Source organism: Streptomyces sp. NPDC040405 (assembly GCF_055595765.1).
Window position 1 is genome coordinate 186,480 of record NZ_JBVIVI010000011.1, and the last position, 16,247, is coordinate 202,726.

General features: G+C 69.8%; 18 protein-coding genes. 1 reads left to right on the plus strand and 17 read right to left on the minus strand.

All coding sequences use genetic code 11. The annotated features are described in order from the left end of the window. Nucleotides 1–3: 3 nt before the first annotated feature. The 7 genes from ACZ59A_RS35555 to ACZ59A_RS35585 form a co-directional block, all read right to left on the minus strand. Nucleotides 4–159 carry a hypothetical protein gene (locus ACZ59A_RS35555; protein WP_468944088.1) on the minus strand — a complete coding sequence of 52 codons (156 nt, stop codon included), beginning with the start codon at nt 157–159 and terminating at the stop codon, nt 4–6. Nucleotides 160–180: 21 nt separating this feature from the next. Then, nucleotides 181–1,035 carry a N4-gp56 family major capsid protein gene (locus ACZ59A_RS35560; RefSeq protein ID WP_470967456.1) on the minus strand — a complete coding sequence of 285 codons (855 nt, stop codon included), beginning with the start codon at nt 1,033–1,035 and terminating at the stop codon, nt 181–183. 74 nt (nt 1,036–1,109) lie between these two features. Beyond that, the gene (locus ACZ59A_RS35565) at nt 1,110–1,826 is read right to left on the minus strand and encodes a hypothetical protein (RefSeq protein WP_470967458.1); all 717 of its coding nucleotides are present in this window, start codon (nt 1,824–1,826) and stop codon (nt 1,110–1,112) included. A gap of 454 nt (nt 1,827–2,280) precedes the next feature. Next, nucleotides 2,281–2,460, minus strand: a complete 180-nt coding sequence (locus tag ACZ59A_RS35570) for an Rmf/CrpP fold protein (RefSeq protein WP_470967461.1) — start codon at nt 2,458–2,460, stop codon at nt 2,281–2,283. A 9-nt stretch (nt 2,461–2,469) separates the two neighbouring features. Beyond that, the gene (locus ACZ59A_RS35575; protein ID WP_470967463.1) at nt 2,470–4,680 is read right to left on the minus strand and encodes a phage minor capsid protein; all 2,211 of its coding nucleotides are present in this window, start codon (nt 4,678–4,680) and stop codon (nt 2,470–2,472) included. A gap of 39 nt (nt 4,681–4,719) precedes the next feature. After that, nucleotides 4,720–5,331 carry a hypothetical protein gene (locus tag ACZ59A_RS35580; protein WP_470967465.1) on the minus strand — a complete coding sequence of 204 codons (612 nt, stop codon included), beginning with the start codon at nt 5,329–5,331 and terminating at the stop codon, nt 4,720–4,722. Nucleotides 5,332–5,373: 42 nt separating this feature from the next. After that, nucleotides 5,374–6,849 (minus strand): phage portal protein, encoded by a 1,476-nt coding sequence (locus ACZ59A_RS35585; protein ID WP_470967467.1) that lies wholly within the window; start codon nt 6,847–6,849, stop codon nt 5,374–5,376. Between the two features lie 64 nt (nt 6,850–6,913). On the opposite strand from ACZ59A_RS35585, the gene ACZ59A_RS35590 reads away from it, so the two are divergent. Continuing rightward, the gene (locus ACZ59A_RS35590) at nt 6,914–7,405 is read left to right on the plus strand and encodes a hypothetical protein (RefSeq protein ID WP_470967469.1); all 492 of its coding nucleotides are present in this window, start codon (nt 6,914–6,916) and stop codon (nt 7,403–7,405) included. On the opposite strand, the gene ACZ59A_RS35595 is transcribed toward ACZ59A_RS35590, so the two are convergent. The 10 genes from ACZ59A_RS35595 to ACZ59A_RS35640 form a co-directional block, all read right to left on the minus strand. Then, nucleotides 7,383–8,672 carry a PBSX family phage terminase large subunit gene (locus ACZ59A_RS35595; RefSeq protein ID WP_470967471.1) on the minus strand — a complete coding sequence of 430 codons (1,290 nt, stop codon included), beginning with the start codon at nt 8,670–8,672 and terminating at the stop codon, nt 7,383–7,385. The genes ACZ59A_RS35590 and ACZ59A_RS35595 overlap by 23 nt on opposite strands. 1 nt (nt 8,673) lies before the next feature. After that, the gene (locus ACZ59A_RS35600; protein WP_470967473.1) at nt 8,674–9,201 is read right to left on the minus strand and encodes a helix-turn-helix domain-containing protein; all 528 of its coding nucleotides are present in this window, start codon (nt 9,199–9,201) and stop codon (nt 8,674–8,676) included. Nucleotides 9,202–9,855: 654 nt separating this feature from the next. After that, nucleotides 9,856–10,140: a hypothetical protein gene (locus ACZ59A_RS35605; RefSeq protein WP_009713705.1), complete on the minus strand. Its 285-nt coding sequence runs from the start codon at nt 10,138–10,140 to the stop codon at nt 9,856–9,858. Between the two features lie 82 nt (nt 10,141–10,222). Next, nucleotides 10,223–10,687: a hypothetical protein gene (locus ACZ59A_RS35610; protein ID WP_470967475.1), complete on the minus strand. Its 465-nt coding sequence runs from the start codon at nt 10,685–10,687 to the stop codon at nt 10,223–10,225. 62 nt (nt 10,688–10,749) lie between these two features. Further along, the gene (locus ACZ59A_RS35615; RefSeq protein WP_470967477.1) at nt 10,750–12,135 is read right to left on the minus strand and encodes a hypothetical protein; all 1,386 of its coding nucleotides are present in this window, start codon (nt 12,133–12,135) and stop codon (nt 10,750–10,752) included. A 195-nt stretch (nt 12,136–12,330) separates the two neighbouring features. After that, nucleotides 12,331–13,185 carry a hypothetical protein gene (locus ACZ59A_RS35620; RefSeq protein WP_470967479.1) on the minus strand — a complete coding sequence of 285 codons (855 nt, stop codon included), beginning with the start codon at nt 13,183–13,185 and terminating at the stop codon, nt 12,331–12,333. Nucleotides 13,186–13,247: 62 nt separating this feature from the next. Next, nucleotides 13,248–14,162, minus strand: coding sequence for a hypothetical protein (locus tag ACZ59A_RS35625; protein ID WP_470967481.1), 915 nt, complete (start codon nt 14,160–14,162; stop codon nt 13,248–13,250). A 100-nt stretch (nt 14,163–14,262) separates the two neighbouring features. After that, a complete protein-coding gene (locus ACZ59A_RS35630; protein ID WP_470967484.1) occupies nt 14,263–14,997 on the minus strand; it encodes a hypothetical protein in 735 nt (244 codons plus the stop codon). Nucleotides 14,998–15,115: 118 nt separating this feature from the next. Then, nucleotides 15,116–15,604 carry a single-stranded DNA-binding protein gene (locus tag ACZ59A_RS35635; RefSeq protein ID WP_470967486.1) on the minus strand — a complete coding sequence of 163 codons (489 nt, stop codon included), beginning with the start codon at nt 15,602–15,604 and terminating at the stop codon, nt 15,116–15,118. Nucleotides 15,605–15,607: 3 nt separating this feature from the next. Further along, complete coding sequence (locus ACZ59A_RS35640) at nt 15,608–16,138, minus strand: HNH endonuclease signature motif containing protein (RefSeq protein ID WP_470967488.1); 531 nt, start codon at nt 16,136–16,138, stop codon at nt 15,608–15,610. Nucleotides 16,139–16,247: the final 109 nt, after the last annotated feature.

Genomic DNA, 16,247 nt, shown 5'->3' on the forward strand with positions numbered 1-16,247 from the left:
CGGTCATCCCCCCTTGCTGGTCTTGCTCCGGGATGACGAACGCCCCGCGGGCTTGGTGGCCTGCGGGGCGTCCGGGGCGGTGTCCGACGTTCTGTCGGACGGCGGCGAGCTGGTCGACTCGGTGTCGGTCTGCTCGCCGTGGTAGCGGCGCAGCATCATGCGGCGGCCCTCCTTTCGTGGTTAGGACGCGGCGAGGGTGCCGACCAACACGCCCTTGTCGTCGAGGCGCTTCACGGCGTAGTGCACGTTCGTGGTGATCACGGTGGTGCGCTTGAGGATGTCGCGGTCGGTCTCGACGATGGGCCGGCGCTTGTAGAGGGCGCCAAGGGAGCCGTTCTTGAGAAGCAAAAACTTCCCCGCGGCGATTCGGTTCGTGACGAACACAGGCACGCCCGCGATGACACCGACCTGACCGGTACGCACCGCGGTGTCGGCGCCCAGCTTGGATGCGTCGATGAACTGCGGGTCGGCCATGGCCTCGGCCTGCTGCGCGCTGTTCAGGTACATGCCGGCGAACTCGGACGGCTCCCACTCGTCGCCGAAACGTGCGAGGGCGGGAACGACCGCGTCAGCCCATGTGAACTTGGTCTTCCCCGCGGCCGTGGTGAAGGTGTACGGCGTGCCGCCACCCTGCGCGGTCTCGTCGGCCATGGCCTGAGCGATCAGGGCGGCGTCGACCTTCCGGGCGGCGAGAATGCCGAACTGCCGCTGCGCTTCGTCGCGCGGGTCGCCGAGTCCGGTCAACAGGGCCTTGTCGGTGATCTCGACGGCCTTACCGGCCTCCTTGATGGTGGCCTCACTGGAGCGCTGCCCCATGACGGTGGTGCTCATGGCGGTGCCCTCGGTGAGGTCGTCGAGGTCGCCGATGGCATCCCACTTCGGGAAGTTGATCGTGTCGCCGGGCTGGCCAACGAGCGTGTCGTCGGTCGTGACGGCACCGGAGGTGAGCACGCGCACGGCACCGGTGAACCGGGCCTGCGCGAGGTCGGCCCAGACCTCGGGAACGATCAGATTTGCGGCGGTGGTGTCGGGCACGGGGGCCCCTCCTTACGGGATGCCGGCGCGGCGGCCGGGCGGTCTTGGTGGATGCCCGGCGCGAGGGCCGGGCGTCATGCTCCGGCGAGGCGCCGGTAGGTGTCGGGGTCGGACTGCATGAGCTCGACCCGCTGCGCGTAGTTCATGGCGGCGAACTGCTGCGCGGTCGGCGCGCTGCTGGGCGGGCCGGTGAACTCGCTACCGCTGCGGGCCGGCCCGGCCGGCGCGGTCTGGGCGGCGAGCTTGGGGTTAGCCGTGACGGCGGCCTCAACGGCGGACTTCACGGCGGCCGTGTCGGTCGGGTCGAGGTCGGCGATGGAAGCGGCGAACTGGCGGGAGTCGAGCAGGGCGTCGGGGTCGCCCCCGGCCTCCCGCGCGGTGCGGTACACGGCGAGCTCGACCGCGGTTGCCTTGGCCTTGGACTGCTCGGTCTCGAGCTGCTGCGTCAGCTGCTCGGGGGTGGCCTGCTGGCCGGCGCGGCTTGGGTCGAGGATGCCGAGCAGCTGCTGTGTGAGCTCCTGGCGGGCGTCGTCGGCCGCGCGCTGCTTGGCCGTGACGCGGTTCTTTCCGGCCTCGGCCCGCGCGGCGGCGAGCTCCTGCTCGAGGCGGGCGATGGTCGCGGCGGGGTCCTGCCCGCCGTCGTCGTTCCCCGCGGCCGGCTGGCCGTTCGGCGGCGCGGTGGGCTTCGGCGCGGTGCCGGCGGGGTCCTGCCCGCCCTGCCCGCCCGGTGCGCCCTGTCCGCCCTCGGGGGTGCCCTGCTGTCCGCCCTGCTTGCCGTTGTCGTCGCTCATGGTTCGCCCTCCTGGGGCTGGTCGGCCCGCTCCTGGCGGGCGTTCGGGCATACGAAAAGGGCCCGCACCTGGCGGGCCCTCGGGGGTGGTGAATAGACGCTGGAACGCTGACCTCGCTACTTGCGGCGGTCAAGCCGATGCGTGAGGACAGCCCCGGTGACCGACGCGGCGATGGCGAAAAGTCCGGTCACGACAGCGGGCAGAAGGTTCATCAGGCAGGCTCCATCGGTCGGTGCGTGCTCCCCGATTGGGTGAGCTGAACCGACAATTGCGCACGCCTCTCGGTGACGCCAGTGATGCCCTGACCAGGGCACTTCGAAATGAATGGCCCCTCTATGGGTTTTACTCGCGCCCCTATCTGATCTACGCGAGTCCTATTGGAAACGGCGGCCGTCCCATCGGAAACGGCGGCCGTCCCATCGGAATACGGGACTGCCGATTTTAGCCTTTGAATTCACTCTTTCGGGTGAATCGATCTTGTCGTCACAGGATCGACGGGCCGTGTTTCGGCGTATCCCCTGATCCATGCGGTGCGCAGCAGCGAGCTGCCCGGGTAAGGGCATGCGGTCGGCGGGTCGCCGCGGTGGCCTGCCGAGCGGCCTGCCGTGATCGCCTTGACGATCTCCTCGCGCATTCCCATAGGTCACCTCTGGTTCTGCTGGTCGGCCTCATTCTTCCGGGCGCCGGCCGCCCAGCGCTGCGATTTGCCGGTCACCTGCTCGATGAACTCGGCCTGTGTGAGCCTGCCATGTGTCGCCCACCACTGTTTTAGCTCGTCGCTCGCACGCGCGTATGCGATACGGGCGGGCCCGCTGAACAGCGTGGCGGGGTTGATGCCGTCGGCCTTGGACTTCTCGTTGAGCAGGTACCCGTTACAGGCGTCCTCGGCGGCGAGGTACTGCCGGTACACGTACTCGTCATACAGGGCGCGGGCCTCGCGGCGGGTAATGAGTCGCCGCTCGTCCTCGACCTCACCCGCGGCGCCGTACAGCTTGGCGGCGGCCTCCTTGATTCCAGCCCAGACCGCGTCGTCGCCCTCGTCGGCGAGGGCGCCCCACTGTTCCGGGTCGGGCGCGGGACCCATGGCGTCGGCGAGGGCGTCGCGGTCGGCGAGCAGGTCGTCGACGGCGTTACCGGTGGCGGCCGGCGCCGGCATGTCGAGGGCGTCGCGGCGGTCCATCTCGCCGGCGATGCGGGCGAGCTCGTCGGTGCGGGCGTACTGCATGCACCATGCGAGCTCGTCCTCGGACATGCCGGCGAGGTCGCCCGTCAGTTGCCCGCCAGGGAAGAACTGGGCGAGCAGGTCGCGCCGGTTCGCCTCGGCGGCGAGGTCGGCGAGTGTGTCCGGATCGGCGCCCTTGGCGCGGGCGGCGAGGTCATGGTCGGACAGTCCCACCAGATCCCGTCCCACCTGCGGTAGCCGTGTGGCGAGGTCGCGGCGGTCCATCTCGGCCATGATGCGCAGTGCGTCGCCCTCGTCGAGGTGAACGAATGCGCGGGCGAGCTCGGTGTCGCTGAATGGCGTGAGGTCGTCGCCGATGGTGCCGCCGGGCCGGATGCGGGCGAGCAGCTGCTCGAGGTCGCGGCGGTCGGCCTCGGCCTCGACGCGGGCGCGCCCGCGGGCATCGAGGGTGCCCGATCGCATGGCGGCGGCGAGCTGGTCGTCGCTCATCTCCGCGGGCGTGAGCTGGTCGCCGGATCGGATGCGGGCGGCCTCGGTATGCTCCGGCGCGGTGGCGCGGCGCGGTTCGGGGAGGTTGCTCGCCCCGGGCTGCTCGCGGTGGCGCAACCGGCGCAGGTCCGGGTGTGCGGCGAGGTGGTCACGCATGGCGCCTTGCCACTGCCGGACCTTGGCAGCCTCGGCCCGCTTGCCCTCCGGGGTGGTGGCGCCGGCCTCGCGCCGCTTGTACTTGCGGATGTGGCGTTCGATCTCGCGTTGCCGCTGCCCTGCCTCGTAGCCGGCGGGGTCGCTCTCGGCCTGGTCGGCCACTGTCAGACCTGGGGTGTAAGCGCTGACGCTGTGCCGGCAATTGGGGTGCTGCAACCCTGCGGCGCGGGCCTCGTCGAGACTGCCGGCGACGCGCACGCGGACCATACGGCCGTCCTCGACGGCGTGCTCGACCTCGACCGTACGCGCGCCCCCGGGCCCGCTGATGGCCAACACCTTGCCTTCCCACTTCCGGCACAGCGGGCATTCGCGCGGGGCGTTGGAGACCATGACCAGCTCGATACCGGCCGTGGCGAGGGTGCGCATGTGCGCCTCTGTGGCGGCCCGCGCAACGCCCGTGCGTACGGCCATCTCGGCGTAGCTGGTCAGCTGCCAACGGCGGCCGGCCCGGTCAACGAACGCCCGGATGCCGCGGTCGGCAAACCTCCTCATTGCGTCTTGGGTGGCCTGCCGGCGGGTGCCGGTACCGAGCAGGGGTGTTGCGATGACCTCGGACACGACCGCCCGGAAACCGTCGACAACGGCCCGCAGGATCGAGCGGTGCGTCGAGGTGACGACGTCGACGGTTTCCTGTGCGAGGCGGTCGACGGCCTGCGCCTGGGGGGTGATCTCGTCGGCCAGCCGGCGCGCGTCGTTGGACAGGGCGCCGAGCTCGGCGACCGCGGCGCGGTGCCCCACGTTGTACGACTCGGCGACGACGTCGAATACCTCGAGCTGCACGGCACGGCCGAGCTCGTCGACAACGCTCTGTGAGGCGCGGCGCAACGTCTGTATGGCGGCGAGCTTTCGCTCGACCCATCCCGGTGCCTCGAAGCCGTCGGCGAGCTGCCGGGCGATAATGCCCAATAGCCGTTCCTCGGCCTCGGCATACAGGTCACGCGTCCGCTCGGCCAGGGGTTCGACCATGCTCGGATGAATCGGCACCGGTCACCCCCCGGATGGTGATCACGAGCAGGAATCGAGTGATTCCTCCCTGTGATCAATCTTCCGTTCCTCGTCCAAATCGGACCCGTACCGGAGGCGGTAGGGGTTGTTCGTCCTGTGCAATCCGCTGGCCTCGGAAACCCACGTCTCGCCTAGGGTGTTATAGAAACTAAAAGCGAAGCGCTCGTCAGTGGCTGCTTCGATTTCGTCAGTGCTGCCGCTGACCGAGATGATTACTTTGGTGCATCCCGAGACATAGCCGAAGTCCAGGTTTTTTGGTTGTCGAGTGCCCATCGAGAATATCACCTCGCTGACTCCGGAAAGAGTGCGATTAACGACGACGAAATGCCCTTTCCCCTTTTTGTCGACCGTCCACCAGGCGTTTATTCTTGCTGCTTCCTTCACGTCGCTCGTTTGCTCAGATTCGCGCTGATCTATATACGTCAGCAGGCTAATCGCCAGCGCGGGCAGGGAAAGTAGCACCGCCAGTGCGGTAAATAGGGTGTTGAATTTTTCCCTTCGGGACGTGGCTCGTGCTTCTTGGCGGCTCTCTCTATTGAGTGCGCGCTCGGCTTGCCTGAGCTGTGCGTGTCTGGGCAGGTGTCGGTTTGTGCGCCTGGGACGACTTGGCATGTCGTTACTCTATGGCGCAGCCAACTGCCCCCTAGGGGCGGCTTACTGTAACGGGAAAGTGCCGACCGGATCGGGCGCGGCGGCGCCGGTCTCGGCGACAATCAGACCGACCTCGGCCTGTAAGGCGGTGTCGTCCCAATCGGGGTGAAGGATCTTCACCTTGGTTGCGGTGCTGACGGCCCCGGCGCGGTTGAGCAGGTCAAGCGTTGTCGCTGTCTGCTGCTCCGAATCCGCGACTCCGTCGCCGAACTCCACGCGTGGGCGCTCGGGGACTAGCCGCTGCCCGAACTGCACGGTGTCGAGCTGCAACATGACGTGCAGCATGTCGGCGAGCGCGTGCCGGGCATAGCCGGCCTTCTTCTTCCGGGTCACCATGGCGCGCTGGTCGCGGCTGTCGACTTCCGTTGCGGTGACGGCCTCGCCGCGGCCCTCCAGCCCGAACTGTTGGGCGTTGTAGCCGGCGGTCTGCACGGCCTGTCTCATGGTGGCTTCCGCGGTGGCTTGGTGCTCGGCGACGCGGATATCGAATTGTGCCAGCGTGATTCCGCTGCCTTCGTTCGGCGGCATCTTGAGGGAGTGCCACACCTCCCGATCGTCGTCGAACGATGCGCCGGCCCCGGGGCCGTGGTCGCGTAGGTACCCGTCCGGGACGATCAGGCGGGCCCGGGCGAGGCGGATGTCGCGCATCCACGATGACCACACTTCGTCGAGGGCGTCGAACAGGCCGTGAAGCCCTTGGTAATCGCTGCGTCCGATCGGGCTCGATCGGTTGAGCCTGTTGGGGAGCATGTTCGGGATATACGCGGCGGTGAGGTCGCGTATCCCGGTGCTGATGCTGACCCCGTCGTCGTCGAGGCCGTCGACCAGCTCGGCCGTGTCGGGGTGCTCAGTGAGTGGAACGGCGCGGCCGATGCTGTCGCTCGTGCCCTCGTACAGGGCGTGCACGATGCGGCCCGTCTCGTGGCGCTCGATGTGCCGCCACACAGTGTGATCCGTGCTGCCCTCCAGCTCACGCCAGAAGTTGACGGCGCGCAGCATGCCGAACCGAAACTCGGGGATCGCTGCGTCGGGCTGCATGACGGTCAACAGGGGGCGGTCGGCAAGGGCCTTGTCCCACATCACGCGCAGGAACACACCGGACAGGGCGGCGGCCTGCTCGGCGGCGCCGAGCAGAGTCTGTTGTACGCGGCCCTCGTCGAGTAGCTGCTCGAGGCGTTCTTGCGTGGCCGTGTCCCCGACGGTGATCGTCGGCATGTCGGCGAACAGCAGGTCGGCGCTGGTGCGGGCGATGTCGCCGGCGAGGGGGATGTGTAGGCGGTGCTCACGGCGGCCGGCGCGGTGCTCGACGCTGCGCCGGCCCCACAGGCGGCGACGCTCGGCCGGCCGCGGGTGGTGGCCGTAGACGCGGGCGAGGCGGGCAGCGTCGCCGCTGTACCACGCGTCGTCGACGCGCATCTCGCGGTACACCTCGGCCCATTGCGGGGGCGGCCACGGGGCTCCGGTGGCGGGCAAAGTCATGCGGTGGCCTCCGTCTTCGGTGAGTGCGGGTCCCCGGAGCACCAAGCGGTACAAGATTGGTGGCATGGATCAAGCAGTCGCAGCTCTGTGCGGTGCGGGAATTGGCGTCGTCGGCACCGTGGGAGCGTCCGTGCTGACGTACATAGGGACTCGGCGTCAGGCACCTGACCAGGGGCGAATTGAGCATGCACGCCAACTCAGAACCGAACGACGAGAGGCGTACCTCGCGTTCATGGAGTTGTTTGAACCTGTAGAGCACATACCTGCTGAACCAGCATCATCACTTTCACCTGAGCAGTACGCAGACGTGGAATCTCAGGTGCAGCCGATACCGCCGCGCGGTGAGGCTCTGTTACTTCGCATCCGGCTTTGCGGTCCCGAGGAGATTGCTAACTCGGCAGGGGAGCTCCTGGGTAACGCGTTCCCAGTGATCAATCTCTTCCTGCGCAAGTCTCAAGATCAACACGCCATTGACGTTGCGTTCGAATCCTTCATGGGGGCGCAATGGGACTTCATTGCTCAGGCCCGGAAAGTCATGACGGAACCTCCAAGCTAACTCTGCCACTGAGCAGGTGGCGCCACTCGTGTGCCGTGGAGTGCACGACGTACCGCAGCGCGTCGGCTGAGTGGTCGTCGACTTTCAGCGGGGCGTCTTCGCCCCGTTCGGTGGCCTTGGGGTCCCAGCTGTAACCGGGGAGCTCGGCGAGCAGGCCAGCGCATGAGCGGTGAACGAGTAGGCGGTCGGCGGCGAGGGCGGCGGCCACGCTTCGAATGCCGTCCTTTACGTCGTTGGTGGCGCGCGCGAGGCCCGGGTGTCCGTCGGCCCACATCTGCGTGCTGAAACTCGCCGCGGATGGGTCGATGAACGTCCACTCAGGCAGCACGCCCGCGGGGGCATCCGGACCCGCGCCCGGGTGGCGCCACTCGGCAAGCCACTTCCGGACTGCGGCGCTGTACTGGGCGTCAGTCATCTGCCGGTGCGCGGCGCGGGAGTCGTGGCGCCACTCGCCGCACACGTACAGGCGGCCGTCGATGCCCTCGCCGAGCAGGATTGCCGAGAACGGGTTCGTGGTGCCGTAATCGATCCCGCACCAGTAACGGCGCATCTCGGGCAGGGTGTCGACGACGTGCCGGGTCTCGTCCCACATGTCGTAGATGGCTCCCTCAGCGACCACCCACGCGCCATCGATCATCCGGCGGCGCCACAACCCGACGTACTCGGCGGCGAGGTCGGCGACGTACTCGGGCGACAAACTCGGGTTGTCGGACAGGCGGAAATGCCACGCCCTGAGATTCAGCTCGCCGGCGCGGTCGAGGTATCCCGTCTTGAGCCAGTGTCGCGGCGAGTCAGGGTTCGTCGTCGAGAACAGGCGCGCCCCGGGCACGGACAGTCGGGCGAGTAGCTGCGTCCAAAACCCCTCGGGTATGAGGGTGGCCTCGTCTACATAGGCGAGCTGTGCGGTAAGGCCACGTAGCCGGCCCTCAGCGCGGGTGTCGGCGGCGCCGATCAGGTGGACGGTGCGGCCGAGAATGGTTGCCGTGGTGGCGCCGCGGGTGTGGCGGACGTGCCGGGCGAGGGGGCCGAATAGGGCCTCGTCGAGCAGGGGCTCGAATACGTTCCGCTCGATCGTCTGCAAGCTGCGGCCACAGATGATGATCAATCCGGACGGGCCCGCGGTGGCAACTGCGATGACGAAAGCCAGCAGCGAGGCGATCGTCTTCCCGCTGCGCACCGATCCGTGCCACAGGTTGATACGGGCCGTGGCGCGGCCGACGCTGCGCAGCTGCTTCCGGGACAGGGGCAACGCGTCGAGGTCGAGCACGTCACCCCCCGGTGTCGGCGCCCCCGTCGTCGGCGTCGTCGCCGGCTGCGCGGGTCAGCGCTTCGCCGAGCGCTCCGAGCATCGAACGCACCTGCTCGGCTCCCTCGCCGCCGGCCGCGGGGGCGAGCTTGAGCGACTTCTCAATCGCGGTTCCGGTGGCAGCGATGATCTGGCGCTGATCGCCGAACGTCGGCTGCGCGAGGTGCGTGTCGGTCCATACGTTGTCCTTGCCGCCGAACGCCCCGATCGTGCACGGCTCCCAGAGCTGGGCGCGTAGGCGCTCGGCGTCGTCGTGCAGCTGCTCGGCGAGCTGGGCGCGGCGTGCGGCGAGGTAGGCGCGACGTACCTCGGTGGCAACGGCCACCTCGCCGGCGCGGTCGAATATGAGGGGCGGCTCGAACGCGGCGGCGATCTTGGAAACGGTCGAGGGTGACCGCCGGATTATGCGGGCAATCTCGTTGCGGCTCTTGCCCTGCGCGTGGAGTGTGCGCACCTGCTCGCGGTCGTCGTCGGTGATCGGTCGAGCCATGGCGTCACCTCCTTGCGTCGGGCATGCGAAACGCCCCGCAGGTGATGCCGGCGGGGCGTTCGGTGGGGCGGGCTGTTTCTGGGCACGCCGAAGACGCGGCCCAGAATAGATCACGGAAAGGTAACAAGGCAAGCGGTGCGAGCACCGCGCAGAGCTGAGGCATAATGGCCTATGAGGGCCAGGTGCTCGTTACATCTCGCCCCCAATGCGTACTACCGCGCTGTGAGTGATGCAACACAAGCAAGCGCGTTGGGTTGCTGTAAGCGCAGCATCCCGCGAGATCCGCAGTAACGAGCTGGGTTCTCGGACTTTATCGCCAGATGGCGGATGTCCGAGGCTGCCCGCTCCGGACCGCCGCCCCAACGGGAAGGTGAGTCGGTTCGGATGGAGATAGTCACGACGCTTGGGGCGGGGTTCCTCGTTCTCGCCTACGTCTTGGATCAGTTACCAGCGTTGTCCGACAAGGCATGCCGGGCACTTCAGGCCCTTCGGCGTCTGCACGACGAGTGGCATCGGCCGACCCGCGACAGCGACTGACACTGATGCGCACCGCCCCCGGCGGGGGCGGTGCGCAATCGACAACCGACGCGTGTGGAAGCGTTCGCGTCCGGTCGTACGCATGCCCCGCTTTGTCGTACGGCGGGCGCGGGCGCGTCATACGGCCTGGTCAGCCTGTCGGACGGGCTGATACGGCTGGAGGTTCGCCGACGTGATCACGGGGGCCACACCGTGCGGGTAGTGCCCGCGGCTCCATGCCTCGTAGTACACGTTCGCAAGGATGAGCAACGCCTGTCGGACGGCGGCGGACGCGTCGCATCCGGTGCTCATGATCACGGCGAGGTCGTCGTACATGCCCTCGTCGAGGATGCGCACGGACATGGACCGGCCTACCGCGGGCGGGAGGTTGCGGCGGGTCTCGGTAGGGTTGGGCTTAGCCATGGTCGGGGGTTGCTCCCGTCTGTGGTGAGTCGGGCCCGTACGGCGGTGAGGTCGCCGGATCGGGCCCGCGCTGCTTCCTGGGTTACTGGTCGTCGGTCTTCTGATTACTTCTCGAGGCGGAAAAGAAGGCGTCTACCACTGCCCGCTCATCTTTGGCGCGCTGCTCGCGCAGGATGCCGTACACGCGCGAAGGTGTGAGGCCGATCTCGTCGGCGATGCGCGGTGGCTTCATCCCGCGTTCAGCCGCGCCTTCGATCACGCGGGGTGTGACGGCGACTGCGGCCTCGCCTGCCATGCGGAGGATGCGCACCTCGTCGAGGTCCAATTCGTTGGCGAGTTCTTCGAGGAATGAGGTCAGTTCCTCGGACCCGTCCTCACGGGATGCGCCGTAGTTGTCGGCGATCCATCGCACGTAGTCGAGGTCAAGAGTGTTTTGGTCGTGGTTGGCGTCGGCGGCACGTTTGGCGCGCTCGTACTCCTCAACGGCGGCGAAGATTCCGGCGCGTAGCTGTTCCTCAGGGCTGGTCGGCTGGTCGCTGGCGCTCACGTGGTGCTGCTCCTGTTAGTGGGGTCGGGGCCCGCCCTCGAGGTGAGGGCGGGCCGGTCGGGTTAGAACGGGGGCTCGCCGTCGAGGTGGGCGACGCGGGCGGACGCGTCGAGGGCGCGGGCGTACCCGGCGTCGCGCTCAGCGGCGAGGCGGGCGCGCTCGAGCGGGGTCAAGCGAGGGCGGGGGCGGCATGCGTCGTGCCACTGCTCGCCGGTGGGGATCGGGTACCCGCATCCCTCGCAGCGTGCGGCGAGGCGGGCGTCACGGTGGGAGTGGGGGCCGTGCTCGCACAGCACCACCTGTACGTCCCTGCTGCCCGTGTAGCGCAGCACGCTGGCGCGGTCTTCGGCCTCGCGGCGGCCGAGTCCGCACATGATCAGCCCTTGCCATTCGCCGCGGATCACGACGCGCTGCGTCACGGCCCACATGAGCGCGGGCTCGAGCTCGAGGGGGCGCGGCTGCTCGGGGGCGAACAGGGCGGGGTACTCGCGGGCGAGGTGGATGTCGATACGGGCCTGTACGGCGGGCGGGACGGGCACGCCGTGCGCGCGGTGCTCGGCTGCAATGCGCCCGTCCATCTCGGCGCGGTGCGCGGCGCGCTCGGCGTCGGCCTTGGCCTTGATGCGGGCGAGGGCGGCGCGGCGCTGCTCGCGAACGGTGGCGCGGTCGTTGAACAAGGCGCCCTGCTCGGCGTCGAGCTCGACCGCGAACAGGGCGTCGTCGGCCTGCTGGCCGATCCACTCGCCCCGCCACGTGCCGTCAGTGGCGTCGGCCTCGGTGACCAATCGCGCGGCGTACAGTGCTTCGGCTTCGGCGACGGTGTCGACGGCGGCCTCGCCCTGCTCGGCGTGCTCGACGGCGTCGGCGGCGCGCGCAGCGGCGTCGAACTGCTCGACGGCCTCGGCCTCGACGGCGTCGAGGTGCTGCTCGGCGAGGGCGAACCCGTGCTCGGTGGCGATGCGCTCGGCGCGAATGGCGCTGTCGGCGTATCGGCCGTCGTCGAGGATGCGCGGGTCGCCCGTGATGCGATGCAGCTTGCCGTGTGCCACGGTCACGGCGACCGGCCAAGCGCTACGGAGGAAACCGACGACGCCCTCGCGCTCGATGATCAGTACGTCGCCGTCGCGGATGTCGTCGCCGCACTGGGTGCGGTTGTACGCGTCCTCGGTGCTGTCGTACTTGTGGACCATGAGGGCGGGCGAGTGGCCAGCGCGGGCGATCCACAGACGGGCGGCGTCGCGCGTCGCGCGGGTGTAGGCGCGGGGGATGCTGAGGATGTGTTCGGCGTGCCGGCTGATGACGTGCAGCACGCGCGTGCTGGTCGGCTCGATAACCAGCGTTCGACCTCGACCGCGGCGGGCGGCGTCGAGGGCGGCGGCGGTCTTTTCGTCGCCGATGTACTGCGCGGCGAGGTGGTCGGCGAGTGCTCCGGGAATCGTGACGCTCATAGGGGGTTGCTCCCTTGGCTGATGAGTGCCGGGTGAGGTCCGGCGCCCGCCGAGTGAGGTTCGGCGGGAGCCTTACTGTAGCGACTTCACAAGTGGCTACACAAGTGGGTTCACAAGTTGCTACACAGCGGGGGTGTCGGGCAACTGCCCAACACCCCCCCCGTGACTTGGCCGGACGCTGCCCCTGGGTCCGCCCTACTCCTCCCGCCGGCGCGCCTCGAGGGCGACGTACAGACCGACCAGATCGGCGCCCCGCCACGCCCGCCGGCCGCGGTCGTCGAGCAGGACAGGCGCCCCGCACGCGTAGCCCGTCGAGCAGGCGACCACAGGTTCGCCCCCCGACTTGGTGCGGCCGAGCAGGCGCCCGCCGCACCATGGGCACGGGCTGTCGAGGGTGGTCGTGCGGCCGTCGCGACCGAGCGCGTGCTCGACGGCGGCACGGGCGCGGCGCGCGACGCGTGCGGCCTCCTCGAGCTGCAACGTCCGTACGGGGGTGAACAGGTCGCCGTCGGTGCCCTCGCCGAGTAGCCGGCCCTCGATCCACACCGCGGCCCAGTGCAGGCCGTACGCGCGTGATCCGGGCGAGGCGACGGCGGCGGGCCCGGTGTCGCGGTTGGTGGGGAGGTGCCACCGTGCCGGGTCGTCGCGGTCGTCGGGGTCAAGGATGGTGTCGGCGGGGGCGCCGTAGGTGGGGGTCTCGATGTGCCGGATGGGGCGCTGTACCTGCTCGGCGAGGTGGTCGGCGAGGTCGAACAGGGCGCGTTCGACCTCGAGGGCGGCGTCGAGCGCGGACAGGTTCACTGGGGCGGGGTGCTCGCGCAGCGTCAGCGGCGTTCGGCCGATGCGGGCGGCCCGCTGCTCGTCGAGGTCGTCCTCGGCGCGGTCGTCCGTGGCGAGCTGGTCGAGGAATCCGCGGGCCTCGCGCGGGGGCCATTCGGCGGCCGGCGGGCGGGATATGGCGGTGAGCAGGTCGCCCCACTGCTCACGGACGGCGGCGAGGTCGTCGGCGGCGCCGCGGGCGGTGGTCGCGGCGTCGAGGGTGCTCGGCATTAGGGGGTTGCTCCTGGTGCTCGAGGGCGCCCTCGCGGTTGTGCGGGGCGCCTGGGGGTCGGCTACGGGTGGGCGAGGGTGTACGGGATCGGTTCGTCGGCGACGGCCTCGAGGTCGTCCTCGGCGAGCTGGGCGAGGTCGGCTTCGGCCGCGTGCCCGGGCCGGGGGGCGTCGTGCTCGAGCGGGCAGCAGACGGCGTGTACCGCGTCGTAGTACCGGCGGATGAGCTGGCCGGCGTCGAGGTGGTCGAGGGCGCGGTCGGCGGTGAGCGCTTCGGTGAGGGCGTGTATGGGGTGGTCCGGCCCGGCAACGGCGGGCACGCATCGGGCCGGCTGCGGCTGCTCGGCCTGCTGGGCGAGGTCGGCCTCGAGGTCGGCGACGCGCTGCTCGAGCGCGGCCCGCTCATGCTGGGCGAAACGGGCGGCGGTCTCCATGCTGCTCGCCTGGTAGCGCTGGGCGGCGAGCTGGTGCCGAAGCTCCTCGGAGTGCAGACGGTAGCGGTCGGCGCGCTCCTCAGCGTCGACGCGGGCGGCCCGGTCGTACTCGGCGACGGCGACGCGCGCTGAGGTGGGCCCGGTGGCGTCGTGCACGCGGGCGAGGGCACCCTCGGCGCGGCTGGCCCGGGCGAGCGCATGCGCGTGGGCGTCGAGGGCATCCTCGCCGAACACTGCCCGGTACTGGCGCAGCTGCTCGGATGCGTCGGCCGCGGCCTGGCGCTGCTCGGCGAGCTCGGCCTCGAGGCTGCGTATCGCCTCGTCGGCGCCGGCCCGGGTGCGCTCGAGGGCGCGCGTGGTGCCGGCGTTGGCGCTGCGGGACTCGTCGGCGGTGCGCTGCTTCTCGGCGACGTAAGCGCGCAACATGACTGCCTCGTTGCGGGTGAGGGCGCCGCGTTCGGCGCGGGCGAGCAGCACGTCGAGGGCGGCGCGGCGGTCGCGGCGTTCGTGGTCGCGCGGCTTGGTGCGCGAGTGGCGGGTCACTGCTGGGGCTCCTCACGGGCGAGGCGGGCGAGGTCGAGGTCGGCGCGGCGGCGGGCGGCGCGGGCGCGCCATGCGGCGAGCAGGCGGGCGGCGAGGCGCTTCACTCGGTGTTCCGCTGGGCCTTGTGGATGTAGTGCGAGGGGCGCAGCGCGCAGCGTCGGCACCGGCGCATGTCGCGCTTCGCCCACGACGGCCGGACAGTGACGGGGTCGGCCTCGTGCGGGGTGTCCTGCTCGTGGTCGCATCCGGGGCAGGTGTCGCGCAGCAGGCCGTATCCATGGGCGCAACCGACGACGGTCGGTGTGGCCGGCTGCTCCTCGACGGGCTCGGGCTCGGCCGGCTGCTCGAGGTCGACCTCGAGTACGGGGCGCGGGTCGCCGTCGGCCTGCTCGGTGTCGGCCGGCGCGGTGCTGTCGCGCCCGGTGTCGGTCGGCTGGTCGTCATGCTGCTGCGTGCCGGTGGTGGCCTGCTCCATGGCGGTACGCAGATGGCGGCCGAACTCGGCGAACGCGTCGGCGAGAGAGGGCGGCGGGGTGGCCTGCTGCTCGCCATCGTCGGGGATGCGGTCGGCGAGGTGGTCGAGCAGGTCGTCGATGCTGCGGGGGCGGCGCGTGGCGGGCCGGTCGTGTACGGGGCAGGGCCGGCTGGTGGCGATGCTGAATCCGCAGCTGCCGGTGTCGCCCTCGAGTCTGTCGGCGATCTGGCGCAGCAGGTCGGCGGCGACGGTGCGGGGGAGACTGCTCGCCACGTCGGCCGGGCCATGGTTGGGCACGGTGACGATGAGGCAGTGAGTATCGAGGCTGGCGACGTTGACGGTGTCGGGGATGCGGTTCATGGGGCCGGGCTCCTGCTTCTCGTGTTCTTCGTCCGGAAGTTGATGAACGTCGTATTCGCGCAGGGCTCGCGCGCGCGGCGCGGGCTGCGACCGGACGTGGCGCGCGGTCGTGGCGGGGTTAGAACGGGGGCTCGTCGCTGTATCCCTGCTGCCGTGTGGCCCATGCGTCGGGCTGTTGGGCGTAGCCGTTGCCTCGCTGCTGGCCGTATCCGCCCTGTTGCGGCTGCTGGGCGCCGTTCCTGCCGTTGGCCTTGGTCACGGCGGCAGTGGCGGTCTTGAGCGAGGCGCCGATTTCCTCGACGTTGAGCTCATAGACGGTGCGCTTGATGCCCTCGCGGTCCTCGTAGCTGCGTTGTGTGAGGCGGCCTTGGGCGATGACGCGCATGCCGCGGGTGAGGGATTCGGCGGCGTGCTCGGCCTGCTGGCGCCATACGGACGACCGGAGGAACAGCGTTTCGCCGTCCTTCCATTCGTTGGCCTGCTTGTCGAAGTGGCGGGGCGTGCTGGCGATGGTGAAGTTTGCGACGGCGGCCCCGGACGGGGTGAACCTGAGTTCGGGGTCGTCGGTGAGGTTGCCGATTACGGTGATGACGGTGTCGCCGGCCATGGGTTAGGCGGCCTGCCTTTCGGGGGTGGTGGCGGTGGTGGCGCTGGGGGTGATGGGCGCGACGGGGGCGAGCTGCTGCTCGCGGGCGGCGGCGCGGCGTTCGCGGGCGGCCTTGCGCTTGCAGGCGCGGCATTTCCGGGTGCCGTTGGGCGCGCGGTAGGTGTTGGCCTCGTCGTAGGCGTGGCCGGCCGGGCAGTGAGTGACGGCGGCGCGGGCGGCGACGTGGTTCGTCGAACGGAGGATGTTGACGCGGTGGGTGACGGGGTCGAGGTGTGAGCGGCGCACGCATGCGCGGTTTCGGCACCGGTGGTCGACCTCGAGGCCGTCGGGTATCGGCCGGTCGTCGGCGAGCTCGACGGCGGCGCGGTGGGCCTTGACGGTGCGGCCGTCGAGCCAAAAGGTGCCGTAGCCCTTCCCATTGCTGCTGCCTGTCCAGACGTGGCAGGGGCCGAGCACTCCGCGGATGAGGGACAGGGGGCCGGCGGTGTTGACCTTGGCGGCGAATCGCTCGGCGGCGGCGAGGGTGCGGGCCATGGCGTCTATCTCCGTTACGTATCTGTCGTTCTGAATGTTCTTTCTAGGCAGACATGATTTCTGTCTAGGCAGAAAGTTAACGGGCAGGGGGGCGCGCCGGATACGGGGA